Annotated in this window: 12 protein-coding genes and 2 riboswitches; of the genes, 9 read left to right on the plus strand and 3 right to left on the minus strand. The window is 48.0% G+C overall.

The genetic code is table 11. The annotated features are described in order from the left end of the window. Positions 1 to 9: 9 nt before the first annotated feature. From QMA09_RS00960 to QMA09_RS00970, 3 genes are all read right to left on the minus strand, one after another. The gene (locus tag QMA09_RS00960) at positions 10 to 660 is read right to left on the minus strand and encodes a methionine ABC transporter permease (RefSeq protein WP_290211685.1); all 651 of its coding nucleotides are present in this window, start codon (positions 658 to 660) and stop codon (positions 10 to 12) included. Then, positions 650 to 1,681 carry a methionine ABC transporter ATP-binding protein gene (locus tag QMA09_RS00965; protein ID WP_183736439.1) on the minus strand — a complete coding sequence of 344 codons (1,032 nt, stop codon included), beginning with the start codon at positions 1,679 to 1,681 and terminating at the stop codon, positions 650 to 652. The genes QMA09_RS00960 and QMA09_RS00965 overlap by 11 nt, the downstream gene beginning before the upstream one ends. A gap of 139 nt (positions 1,682 to 1,820) precedes the next feature. Beyond that, positions 1,821 to 1,934, minus strand: a riboswitch (SAM riboswitch). Between the two features lie 104 nt (positions 1,935 to 2,038). Further along, on the minus strand, positions 2,039 to 2,680 hold the full coding sequence (locus QMA09_RS00970) for a glycerol-3-phosphate acyltransferase (RefSeq protein ID WP_183736438.1): 642 nt from the start codon (positions 2,678 to 2,680) through the stop codon (positions 2,039 to 2,041). Positions 2,681 to 2,813: 133 nt separating this feature from the next. Continuing rightward, positions 2,814 to 2,929, plus strand: a riboswitch (SAM riboswitch). Positions 2,930 to 3,032: 103 nt separating this feature from the next. On the opposite strand from QMA09_RS00970, the gene QMA09_RS00975 reads away from it, so the two are divergent. From QMA09_RS00975 to QMA09_RS01015, 9 genes are all read left to right on the plus strand, one after another. Beyond that, complete coding sequence (locus QMA09_RS00975; RefSeq protein WP_290211686.1) at positions 3,033 to 4,322, plus strand: O-acetylhomoserine aminocarboxypropyltransferase/cysteine synthase family protein; 1,290 nt, start codon at positions 3,033 to 3,035, stop codon at positions 4,320 to 4,322. Between the two features lie 12 nt (positions 4,323 to 4,334). After that, a complete protein-coding gene (metX, locus tag QMA09_RS00980; protein WP_290211687.1) occupies positions 4,335 to 5,348 on the plus strand; it encodes a homoserine O-acetyltransferase MetX in 1,014 nt (337 codons plus the stop codon). 444 nt (positions 5,349 to 5,792) lie between these two features. Further along, on the plus strand, positions 5,793 to 6,617 hold the full coding sequence (gene cpaB / locus QMA09_RS00985; protein WP_290211688.1) for a Flp pilus assembly protein CpaB: 825 nt from the start codon (positions 5,793 to 5,795) through the stop codon (positions 6,615 to 6,617). 12 nt (positions 6,618 to 6,629) lie between these two features. Then, positions 6,630 to 7,769 (plus strand): CpaE/TadZ family protein, encoded by a 1,140-nt coding sequence (locus tag QMA09_RS00990; protein ID WP_290211689.1) that lies wholly within the window; start codon positions 6,630 to 6,632, stop codon positions 7,767 to 7,769. Positions 7,770 to 7,794: 25 nt separating this feature from the next. After that, entirely contained in the window at positions 7,795 to 9,159 is a 1,365-nt protein-coding gene (locus tag QMA09_RS00995; protein WP_135505655.1) for a TadA family conjugal transfer-associated ATPase, read from the plus strand. Beyond that, entirely contained in the window at positions 9,150 to 10,079 is a 930-nt protein-coding gene (locus QMA09_RS01000) for a type II secretion system F family protein (protein WP_135505674.1), read from the plus strand. The genes QMA09_RS00995 and QMA09_RS01000 overlap by 10 nt, the downstream gene beginning before the upstream one ends. Positions 10,080 to 10,088: 9 nt before the next feature. Next, a complete protein-coding gene (locus tag QMA09_RS01005; RefSeq protein WP_290211690.1) occupies positions 10,089 to 11,027 on the plus strand; it encodes a type II secretion system F family protein in 939 nt (312 codons plus the stop codon). A 19-nt stretch (positions 11,028 to 11,046) separates the two neighbouring features. Beyond that, entirely contained in the window at positions 11,047 to 11,268 is a 222-nt protein-coding gene (locus QMA09_RS01010; RefSeq protein ID WP_135505678.1) for a hypothetical protein, read from the plus strand. Between the two features lie 42 nt (positions 11,269 to 11,310). After that, entirely contained in the window at positions 11,311 to 12,720 is a 1,410-nt protein-coding gene (locus QMA09_RS01015; protein ID WP_290211691.1) for a VWA domain-containing protein, read from the plus strand. Positions 12,721 to 12,777 lie beyond the last annotated feature (57 nt).

Raw genomic sequence — 12,777 nt, forward strand, 5'->3', positions numbered from 1 at the left:
ATTTCATATTTATCTTCTTCGAACTTGTTTAGACAATAAGTTGCCGGCGGATTGGACGCCTTGCACCAGGACGACGAGAATCGCTACGGTGATGACCATGACCATCGTGTCGAAACGCTGGTAGCCGTAAGTGATGGCGAGGTCGCCGAGTCCGCCGCCTCCGATCGCGCCTGCCATGGCAGATGCGCCGATCAAGCCGACAATGGCGATTGTCAGGGCGAGCACGAGTGAGCTCAATGCTTCCGGGATCAAAAAGCGGAAGATGATTTGGGCCGGTGAGGCGCCCATCGCTTGCGCCGCTTCAATGACGCCTTTATCGACTTCAAGCAGCGAGTTTTCGATCAAGCGGGCGATGTACGGGCCGGCGTAGAAGACCAGCGGGACAATTGCTGCTGCTGTACCGATCGATGTGCCGACAATCAGCCGCGTCAGCGGGATGATGGCGACCATCAAGATGATGAATGGCACGGAACGGAAAATATTGATGACGATGTTCAATACTTTGGATACGGGTTCATTGGCGAGCAAATGGCCTTTGCGGGTGACGACCAGCAAGATGCCGAGCGGGAAGCCGATCAACAGGGAGAAGAAGAATGACGCACTGGTCATATAAACGGTTTCCCACAGCGCTTCCAAGATTTGTTCGTTATCAACTAGCATAATGCTGCACCTCCTCGACCTTTACGGTGTCGCTGCGGATTGCCGTTAGCGCGTTTTGTATCTCGGCAGCTGGACCGGTGAATTCGACAATCAGGTTGCCGTACGGTTCGCCTTGCAGTTCAGTAATGTTGCCGAATAAAACATTCAAGTCCAAATTGAAATCACGTGAAATGCGGGACATCAGCGGCTGCCCGACCGATGAGCCAGTGAATTGGATGCGGTAAATGGAATGGCTGCGCGATGGATCCTGCAATTGCTCCAGCAGCGACGGCGGCAGCTCATCGTTCATGACGGAGCGGACGAAACGCTGGGTGGTCGGCTGCTGCGGATTGGTGAAGACATCGAACACGGTTCCTTTTTCGATGACTTTTCCGGCTTCCAGCACCGCGACTTTGTCGCAGATTTCACGGATAACGCCCATTTCATGCGTGATGAGCAGGATCGTGATGTTGTATTCCCGGTTGATGCGGCGCAGCAATTCCAGAATCGACTGGGTCGTCTGCGGATCAAGAGCGGAAGTCGCTTCATCGCATAGCAGTACGGAAGGATTGGTGGCCAGCGCCCGGGCGATGCCGATGCGCTGTTTTTGGCCGCCCGATAATTGATCCGGGTATTTTTCTGCTTGGTCAGCCAAGCCGACAAACTCAAGCAAGTTTTTCACTTGCTCCTTGATCTTGTTCTTCGGCGTATTTGCCAGCAGCAGCGGCATGGCGACGTTGTGGTAAACCGTTTTCGAATTCAGCAGATTGAAGTGCTGGAAAATCATGCCGATGTCTTTTCGCGTTTTCCGGATTTCACTGCCTGACAAGGCCAGAATGTCTTTGCCGTGGATCAGCACGCGTCCGGTAGTCGGCCGTTCCAATAAATTGACGGTGCGGATCAGTGAACTTTTTCCGGCGCCGCTGAAACCGATGACACCATATATTTCTCCGGTCTCGACAGTCAAATCGATGCCGTTCAAAGCGTGGATTTCCTGTTTTCCGGATTGGTAGGTTTTGGTGACCTCCTCGAATTGAATCATGTAAAGCGCCTCCTCAAGCTGGTGATTCTATGCAAACCTTTTCGGTACGGATCAATCTTTCCAAAAGTGAACGATAAAAAGCCCTCTTTTTTTCTTAATCCAACAGAAAAAAAGAGGGCTTCGGCATGAAACCATCTCGTTCTCATCTTCCAAATGCACGGATGCATTTGCAGGAATTAGCACAGTTTTCGCATGAAGCGAATCCGCTGCCGAAACGTCATAGGGCCTGTCCCTCGGTTTCTCTGGATAAGAAAGTGATGTACGTATTCGATTTGTAATGCTTACTTTAAAGGGGGCTGTTGTAAAAGTCAACTAAATTCCCGAAAAAAGTTTTGGCGCGATTCTGCCGGCACCTGCTTAAGCAGAGCCAGCCGTTTTTTTACGCAGTACGGCAGAAACCCTTTTTTCCGTGCCATCTTTAACGCGTGCAATATTCTCTGTATGCTTCCAAATCGACATCGCAAACAGCAGAATGGCGATGGCTACAGGCCAGAATCCGTCAGCCGGAAACACCGCCACGGCGAGCAGCGTGACGTAAAGAACGAGTACACCAGCCACAAGGTAATCGGTGGCAAGTGAAACGATGACCAATAGAAGCAAGCCGGCAATTCCGAATCTCCAATCGAGCGCCAGCATTACACCGATGAGCGGCGCAGTTCCTTTGCCGCCGTTGAATTTCATGTAGATGGGAAAGTTGTGGCCGCACACGACGCCCGCGCCAATAGTGAACAATAAAGTCCAGACCGTACCATCCGGCAGCGCGGAGGCGTCCAGCAGCAGCCGGAATCCTGCAACCGCAAGAATGCCTTTGGCAATATCGAGAACGGCAACGAGTGCGCCGTATTTCCAACCAAGCACGATCGCGGCATTCGATGCCCCGGAATTTTTGACGCCTTCTTTTTTGATGTTGACGCCCGTCAACAGCTGGGAGATAAGGGAGCCGTGCAAAGAACCGATGATATAACCTGATATGAGTGCTGAAATCGTCCAAAATAACATCTGCCTTCTCCTCCTTCCTTTAATTTTAACGCAATAGGCGCTTCGAAGTTTCAAAATTATTCGAATTTTATGCTTGACATTGCTTTCCATTCTTTTTATACTTCACAACAAGATGAAAAACTAAATCTGAATACTCTTATCAAGAGAGGCGGAGGGAATAGGCCCTGTGATGCCCAGCAACCAACAAGCGCAGCTTGGAAAGGTGCTAAATCCTACAGATCCGGCACGACGGGATCTGGCAGATGAGAGGAGGTATACCCGTATATGACGGCCCTCTTCTTAACCGAAGAGGGCTTTTTCTGTTCCCTCCTCAACCTTGGTTTCTATCTATAAAAAATTAGGAGGAATAGAAATGACGAATTTTAAACCTGAAACTCTTTTATTGCACGGCGGCCAGCAGCCCGATCCCGTAACAGGATCAAGAGGAGTGCCGATTTACAAAACAACTTCCTATGTGTTTAAAGATACAGAGCATGCGCAGAATTTATTCGGCTTAAAAGAAGCTGGCAATATCTACTCACGCATCATGAACCCGACAGTCGACGTATTCGAACAGCGTGTGGCGCTGCTTGAAGGCGGCACTGCAGCTGTGGCATTGGCATCCGGCATGGCAGCCATCGCTTTTTCAATCTTGAATGTAGCGGAAGCGGGCGATGAGATCGTCGCGGACAGCAATTTGTACGGCGGCACTTACAGCCTTTTCGCAAATACATTGCCAAGGTACGGCATTACAGTCAAGTTTGTCGACGGCAAAGATCCGGAAAATTTCCGCAGCGCAATTACCGATAAGACGAAAGCGTTATTTGGCGAAATTATCGGCAATCCGAGCCTGAATGTCTTCGACGTGGAAAAGGTGGCGTCTATCGCTCATGAAAACGGCATTCCATTATTGATCGACAATACATTTGCATCGCCTTACGGCAGCAACCCGATTGAATTCGGAGCTGATGTGGTCATCCACTCGGCGACAAAATGGATTGGCGGCCATGGCACGACAATCGGCGGTGTGGTCGTCGATGGCGGGAAATTCAATTGGAACAATCCGAAATTCCCAAGCTACACGGAGCCAGACGAAAGCTACCACGGCATCCGCTACGGAATCGATGCAGAAGGCGCATCCTTTGCAACTAAATTGCGCGTCCAGCTGCTGCGTGATTTCGGCCCTTCTTTAAGTGCAGAAAGTGCTCATGCATTTTTACAGGGGCTGGAGACGCTGCATTTGCGGATTCCCCGCCATAACAGCAATGCCCAAGCTATCGCGGAATATTTAAGAGATCATCCGCAGGTCGAATGGGTTAATTTTATCGGCTTTGAAAATCATCCATCACATGGACTGGCCAAAAAATACTTGAAAGACGGCTACGGATCCATCGTCAATTTCGGCGTTAAAGGCGGGCGTGAAGCCGGCCGGAAAGTGATCGACAGCGTTGGATTGTGGTCGCATGTCGCCAATGTCGGCGATGCGAAATCGTTGATCATCCATCCGGCATCGACGACGCACCAGCAATTGTCTAAAGAGGAACTTGAATCATCGGGCGTAACAGAAGAGTTGATCCGCCTGTCGGTCGGGCTTGAGAATCCGGAAGATTTGATTGCGGACCTGGAACAGGCGATACAAGCTTCAGTTCTGGAAAACGTATAGGAGGAATGCAGAATGGCTAGCGTATCGATCGGATCTTTGGTCCTGGAGTCAGGAGAAATCCTTGAAAATGTCGAACTTGCCTATGAACGCTGCGGAAAAAATGGTGCCCCAGTGGTCCTTGTATGCCATGCTTTGACAGGCGATCAGTTTGCTGTCGGCACTGCAGAAAATCCTGGCTGGTGGGCAGGCTTGGCAGGGCCAGGAAAAGCCGTAGATACAAATAAGTTCCAGGTCATCACGTTCAATGTGCTGGGCGGATGCAGCGGATCTACTGGACCTTTGTCCATCAATCCGCACACTGGAACCCCTTACCGTGCTGCATTTCCGGCCATCACAATCCGTGATATGGTGAATGCAGAATACGCGGCTTTAAAGGAGTTGGGCATAACCGGCCTTGCAGCGGTCATTGGCGGATCGCTTGGCGGCATGAAAACTTTGGAGTGGGGACGCAGTTATCCGGAATTCACCAAAGCGATTTTCCCCCTTGCTGTCACGCCGGCTTACAGTGACTTCGGTGTAGCATTCAATTTTATCGGCATTCAGTCAATCATCAACGATCCGAAGTTCAATGGGGGAGACTATGGGGACGCCGCGGAGCTGAAAGGCTTTGAAGTGGCTCGCATGGCAGGGATGGTGACATATCGGAGCGGCGGAATGTTCAACGAGCGCTTCAGGCGTTCAACCCGCGGCGAAATTTTTGAAGTGGAGTCGTATTTGGCCTATCAAGGCCAGAAGCTGGCAAAGCGCTTCGATGCCAATAGCTATGTAGCTTTGCTGCAAGCAATGAATACACACGATGTTTCAGAAGCTCGGCTGGAAGTTGAGGTTTTCTCTCTTTCCTATACCCACGATTTGCTTTATCCGAGCGAAGGGATGGTGCCATGGCTAAAGTGCCAGCCAAATGCTTCGTGGGGAATCGTCGATACCCAATTCGGGCACGATGGTTTTCTGGTCGAATTTGAAAAATGGGACCATCACATTTCAAAAAAATTGAATAGCTTGCCAATTCCCCAGCTTATGCAATAGCATAAGCTTTTTTATTTGCCTTAAACTCAAAGTAAATGATGGAAAAATATCCTTGTTCCATGCATCTTTAAACCGAGATAATATTTATCAAAAATAGGTGAAAATGATTAATAAGGAATATGTTTACAGTTAAATAAAACGGGTACTTGCTGAATAATAAAATAAGCGGGGAGGAATGACCTAGTTTCACGAGGGATAAAATCGTCAAAATCAGATTTGGGAGCTATTAAGCCTTTTGGCATGGGGTCTTTGGTAGTAATTTTATTGATTTATAAAATTGGGTTTTTTTGACAAAGATTTGAAGTGGTGTTATTCATACATAGTAGAAGAAACCCGAGATATCAGTAAGCTGCGTTTACTTTGAAGAAAAAAGGAATAACTGCAAAGATACTTTTGAATTAACAAGTTGAAAAAATGACGATGAAAATCCAGGAGAGTGCCAACATGATCGAGTCTAAGAGAAAAGCCATTATCTTCTTTTTTCTTGCAGCAATTCTTGCAGGAACAGCAGGATTTCTAACTTTGCAAAAAGTGAAGGAATTGAATACGGATTTGGGGACGATGGTCAATGTTTATGCGGCTGGCCAAGATATTGCTTCACGCAGTGTCATTACCCCGAAGGACATTACTGTAGAAAAAATCCCTAAGAAATTCGTTACCGACGAACATATCACCAATACAGACGATTTGCAAAATAAGGTGTCGGTCATTCCATTGTCTTCCGGAGATTTGATTACAAAAAATATGTTGAAACAGGCATCTGCGGTTATGGAAGAAAATAATCGCTTGATCACATTGATGTCATCTGAGCGTGTCTTTTTTGATGAAGAACTGGAAGCTTTGGACCGCGTAGACATTATCGTGTCACTGCGTGAAAAAGAAGACAATAAAACTGAAATCTTCATGCAGGATGTAAAAGTGGCAAGAGTAGCGAATGACAGCAAAAAGTTTGCTGTGGTCCAGCTCGAAGTTTCACTAGAGCAAGCACCCAAATTGATACATATGCAAAATTACGCAGACAGTGTACGCATCATTAAGGCGAATGTCGGTACAGCGGGGTCAGAAGAAGCTGAAGAAGTGGAAGCGGCTGCCGCAGCAAAAGAAAAAGCTGAAGCAGAAGCGAAAGCTAAGGCTAAGGCAGAGGCAGAGGCTAAAGCAAAAGCTGAAGCAGAAAGTAAGGCCAAAGCTGAAGAAAAAAAAGCTGAAGAGAAAAAGCCTGCTGAAAAGAAAACTCAGGATGACGCTGCCAAAACGTCTTCGAATAACTAAGGGGGCCACGGCATGAAGCAATCACAATTATTGATCGTCGGACAAAAAAATGAACTATATACCCTGCTGACTCAGCAATTTGGCCAGGAATTCGACTTCATCGGCCTTGAACCGATTCACTTGCGTTCAGAATTGAAAAATACGAACCCCGCTTTGGTGCTCCTGCTCCACAATCCCGGAACGGATTTGGAAACGCTGGCGTACCTGCAGCAGGAACTTGACGATGTGCCGGTGGTTTTTGCCCATGAAAGCCATGATTTCCAATTATTTCGTGATTTAGTCAGGGCAGGGGCGATCGATTATTTCGTCATTCCGGAAGATTTAAATGGCTTGGCCAATCAAATTTCAATCATGCTTGCGCGCCTTCAAACGGCTCCCGAAAAAGAGAAGCAGTTAAGTTTCAAGCGGGGAAGCGGCCAGGTTTTCGCTTTTTACAGCGGCAAGGGCGGCAGCGGAAAAACTTTGTTGAGCACGGCGTTTGCACAGACCTTAAAATTCGAATCGACTGCACAAGTGCTGTACATCGACCTTAACCTTCAGTACGGCGGTGGAGAATCTTATCTAGGCGTAGAAACCACACGCACGATTTTGGATTTGGAGCCGGTCATTAAAGAGATGACTGAACAGCATTTGCGCAACGTAGCTGAAAAAGAGCCGCTATCGAAAATGGAATTGCTGATTAGCCCATGTGATGCAGAACTGGCTGAATACATTACCGAAGATTTTATCACTCGCTTGCTTCGTGTCTGCCGACGGGCCTATGACTTCATTGTGGTGGACTTGCCAGTGAACATGGATGAACGGACGTATACGGCATTAGTGGAAGCCGACCGCATTTATTACACTACATTGATGGACACGCCTTCTATCCGGGTGTTTAAACATACGGAAGAATTATTCCAGAAACTTGGGATTCCGACCACTGACCGGCTCGAAGTCGTGCTGAACGAAGTTGGACGCGAAAATGAGTTGTCGAGAAAAGACTTCGAACGTTTTATCGAATACCCGGTTGCGGCGGAAATCAGGCGCGACATTAAAGGTGTTCAAACGGCGATCAATAAAGGCGAAACCCTGCGTAAGATGCCAAAAGAGAAAAAGTTGACTCCCGCCGCAAAGGATATGCGGAAATGGGTGGTATCAATGCTAAAATAACCGTTTTTAGAAAGGTAGGATAGGGATGTCGCTCTTTCAGAGAAAAAGAACCGAAACAGCTGCAGCGGTCAGCGAACTTGTTTCAACGCAGACTTCACAAGTCCTTAGCCCTTTTTTGGAAGAATTGCTGGAACATTACAAAGCCCGTCTTTTGGCAGAAACGAACCTCGAGCCGCTGATTGCCGCCGAGGAAACGGAACGGCGATTGGCGATTGAAAGGCTGATCAGCCAATTCATGCTTGAAGAAAAAGTGGTCATTTCGAAAACGGATCGGGAAATGCTGCTGACCCGGCTGATTGATGAAACGGTGGGATTCGGTCCGATCGAACAATTATTAAAAGATCCGACCGTTACGGAGATCCTGGTGAATGGACCGCAGGAAATCCACGTTGAACGCAACGGCAGGCTAGAAGTTTCACACATAAAGTTTAAAAACGAAGAACATGTCCGGCATATTGTTGACCGGGTGATAGCGCCGCTTGGCAGGCGCATCGATGAAAGTTCGCCAATGGTCGATGCCCGGCTTCCGGATGGCAGCCGTGTCAATGCGGTGATACCGCCGATCAGCTTGAATGGAACCTTGTTATCAATCCGGAAATTCCGCAAAGAACCTTTTGAAATGGCTGATCTTCTGCATCTGTCTTCATTAGATGAATCGATGGCCATTTTCATCCAGGCATTGGTGAAAGCGAAATTGAATATCCTGATATCCGGAGGAACAGGCAGCGGTAAAACGACCTTATTGAATGCAGTGGCCAAGGCCATTCCAGTAAGTGAACGGGTCATTACGATTGAAGATTCGGCTGAACTCCGGCTGAACCGAGGAAGTGTTGTCGGCATGGAAGCACGTCCGGCCAATGTTGAAGGCCAAGGAGAAATCAGCATTCGCCAATTGGTCCGGAACTCGCTCCGGATGCGCCCGGACCGCATTATTGTCGGGGAGGTACGCGGGGCGGAAGCCTTCGACATGCTGCAGGCGATGAATACGGGGCATGAAGGTTCGCTGACAACTGTCCACTCGAATTCGCCGGCTGATGCCATCAGCCGCGTCGAAGGGATGGTCATTATGGCAGGAATGGATTTGCCGAGTGAGATCATCCGCGAATATATCGTCGGTGCATTGGATTTTATTGTCCAGGCGGATCGTTTGGGCGATGGGCAGCGGAAAATCGTCAACATTTCAGAGGTTTATGTAGATGAAGAAAAAGGCGTGAAAATTCGTGACGTCTTTATCTTCAAACGTACCGGTACCGGGAAAAATGGAGAAGTGCAAGGCTATTTCACCCCGACAGGCTATGTTCCGCAATGCATGGAGCATTTGAGGATGTTCGGCATCGAGCTTGATGAAGCCATCTTCAACAAGCGGGAAGAGGTGGCGCAATGGACTTAAGCATTGGCATCTTATATGGGGCAGCAGTTTTGGCATTGCTGTTTGGCTGCTATCTATTTCTCGATTATCGCCGGAAAAAGCAGGAATGGAAGAAAAAGCTGAAAACATGGTATCCCGAAGAAAAAAGAAAAAGTGCAATCAGCGTTTGGGGCGATCGCTTTGATGAGTCAGAAATGTCTCAAGGGCTGGCTAGAAAATTGAAGAGCGCAAATGTCAATTTGCTTGCTTCTGAGTATATCGGAATGCACGCACTCGGCATTTTAATGTTTTATGTCGTGTTCAACATGATTTTTAGTATGGCTGCACTGCCGAGCATCATTCTGACAGCAGGCATTCTGGTGGGAAGCCACTTTTTATTGTTTTATATCCGCAAGAACAAGTATGAAGAGCGATTGAATAGCCAATTGAGCGAAGTGTGCCGGTTACTGGCAAACGCCGCAAGATCAGGCATGACGATTACGCAAGGAATTGACCTGGTGGCCAGGGAAGTCAATGAACCGGCAAAAGACGAATTCAAACGCCTCTCCAATGAATTAAAACTTGGCGTACCATTTGAAACAGCGCTGCGATCCGTGCAGAAAAGAAATGAGTCGAGGGACTTCCAGTTGTTTATCGCCACTCTATTGATACAAAAAAGAACGGGCGGGAACTTGGCGACGACATTGGAAACGATGTCGCATACCTTGGAAGACCGCAAATTATTGCACCAGACCATTCAGACGATGACGTCGGAACAGCGCTATATTTCATTGATCGTTCCCGCAATGCCGATTTTCATCTTATTGTTCATGAACAACATAATAGAAGGCTTTACAGATCCTCTGACCACGCCCATCGGCATTGTCTTGATGATTGCATTCGGCCTTGGCATTATTCTATCGTTTTTCCTCATACGCCAGATTACAAATATAAAAGTGTAGGTGATTAGCTTGGATGCTCTCATAATTTTTACGGTAATTGTGTTCTGGTTCATGGTGGTGCTGGGCATCCGAAACTGGTCGGTCTATGTGCAAGAAAAACGCGGCGTGCTGGCCCACGTCTCAGAACTGACCAGCATTGATGCATTTGATAAAAAGAAGAAAAAACGGAAGCAGAAAGCGAATCTGTTTCAACGCATGACAGGCCATGCAGATGAATTTGCAGAGCTTGGGCAGCGTATTAACTTTTTCAGCGAAAACATTGAAGTTGCGGATTGGCTGAAAAAGTCAGGAAATCCCTACAACCTCACATTGGCCCGCTTCCAAGGGCTGAAAATTCTTTTGTTTATCATCGGTTTTTTCGCGGCGCTGCTGGCTTTCGTCATCGGCTTCCCGCTTTCCAAATACGGCCTGGTGTTCCTGCCGCTGATCGGCTATTTCACCCCGATCTACATCGTCAGGCGCCAAGCCAAAATGAGGCAGGAGAAACTGAGCCGGGACCTTCCGGATTTCCTGGATACGATCAGCACCAGTATTCAGGCAGGGGTCAGCATGGATCAGGCATTAAGGGAGGTGATTCGCTTTTTCGACGGTCCGCTCCAGGAAGAATTTATGCGCTTCATGCAAGAAATAGACTTGGGAGTGCAGCGTGAAACGGCTTATCGAAACTTGCTGGAACGCAACGACAATGAAGAATTCCAGCAACTGATCAAATCCCTGTTGCAAGGCATGAAGCTGGGTGTGCCGATTGCAACAACCTTCAAGATTCAGGCAGAAGACATGCGCTTGCTAAGGCAGGAACGCGTCAAAGAGCTGGCAGCAAAAGCATCGCCGAAAGTAACGCTCGTCACGACATTTGTCGTCGCACCGGTTTCGATCATGATGATCGCGGGGCTGATGCTTTTGAACATGATTTACGGAGAAAACAGCATATTCAACATTTTGGATTAAAAACTTAGGAGGAATTGACATGCAAAAAAAATTAAACGAACTTAGCCTGCAATTGGCATCATCGGTACAAGCGAAAGTGGCAAATGAAAGAGGATCTCAAACATTGGAATGGATCGGCATTGCAGCAGTCATCGTCATTGTCGTGGGGGTTGTTTCCCAAGCGTTCGCCGGTGGAGGTTTTGGCGATACACTCGTTTCAAAATTTGAAGGATTCATCAGTAAAATCGGAGGAGGGGCTTAATCCCTCCTGTTTGGTTATTGCCAGTTTAGAAAGGAGCATCCGATGAAGCAAACAAGATACTTGCTGGTGGGCTTGCTTGCTGTGTTTCTGGCAGGCTGCCAGGAACAAGCGCAGCCAGAAAAGCCTCAAGCGGAAGCCACAGAACAACAAGAGCCAAAAGCACAAGAGGCTCCTGAAGAAGCAGCGATAGAAAATGGAGAAGGCTTGGCAGCGATTCTTGCAGAAAAGGAAATGCTGCCTCTACCGACAGACGAAAAAGATTTGATCGATCAGCGTTCAGGAAAAATCAATGATATCTATGTCGTCAGCTCAGAAGAACGGAAGCAAGTCGAAGAAGCTTTCCTGGAAGAATTCGGAGAAGTTCCGCCATTGCCGGAAGATGCCTCTGAAGAAGAAATGGATTTGTATTTCAATTATATTTATTCTCTCATTGCCTATGATTTTCAGGACCCTCAGAGTGTCCTGGATCAAATGGAATTTGCATTGTCCGGAACACCAGAAGCAGATCCGCGCTTTGCTTTTAAAGAAAATTACAATGTTGAAATCATCCTGGATTCAAGCGGTTCGATGGCCAATCTTATCGAAGGGGAGACCCGGATGGATTTGGCGAAAAAAGCCATCCGTGAGTTCATGACCCAGGTTCCGGCAGAAGCGAATGTTTCGCTGCGGGTTTATGGGCATGAAGGAGACGGTACCGAAGCTCAAAAAGCCGCTTCGTGCGAAGCGATCGATGAAGTGTACAAGCGCGGAACATTTGATCAGGCGAAATTCAATCAGGCATTGGATGCATTTGAGCCGGCAGGATGGACGCCGGTAGCCGGAGCGTTGGAATCGGCAAAAGAAAGTTTTGCCGGGCTTGATGCGAAAACCAATACAAACCTGGTGTATCTTGTCAGCGACGGCATTGAAACGTGCGGCGGAGACCCGGTAGCTGTAGCCAAAACATTTTCTGAAAGCGATGTATCGCCGATCATCAATGTCATCGGCTTTAATGTAGACAGTGAAACACAGCAACAGCTAAAAGATGTAGCGACGGCTGCAAACGGCATTTTCTCGAATGTCACGAGCGGCACGGAATTGACAGAGGAATTCGAAGGGTCCCAGGAAGTACTGGCGCGATGGGAAGCCTGGAAAGTGGATTCGGAAGTGGATGTGCTGGCAGCCAGCAATGCCAGTTGGCTGGCCATCACAAAATTTGAAAATCGCTGGCATGCAAGTACGGACCAGCAGCATTTAGGACTGATCCGCGTGTTTGGATTGTTGCGGGAGAAAGGGTACCTTACTTTCGAACAAGTCGACGCTTTGACGGCGAGAGCAGCAGAAATTGAGCAGCTTGCAAAAGAGTCAAGGGAAACACTGGTTGCTGAACTGAACCGGGTAAAAGAGCAAGGGCTTGAAAAAATGCGCACTGAGATCGATAAAAAGTATCCGGATGAAGCAGATCAACAATAAAAAGGGGACTCCCCTTTTTCCGGCTTATTTATGCATCCCCCTGCAAGATAAGCCGGA

The sequence above is a fragment of the Planococcus sp. APC 3906 genome, from assembly GCF_030407685.1.
Taxonomy (GTDB): domain Bacteria; phylum Bacillota; class Bacilli; order Bacillales_A; family Planococcaceae; genus Planococcus; species Planococcus koreensis.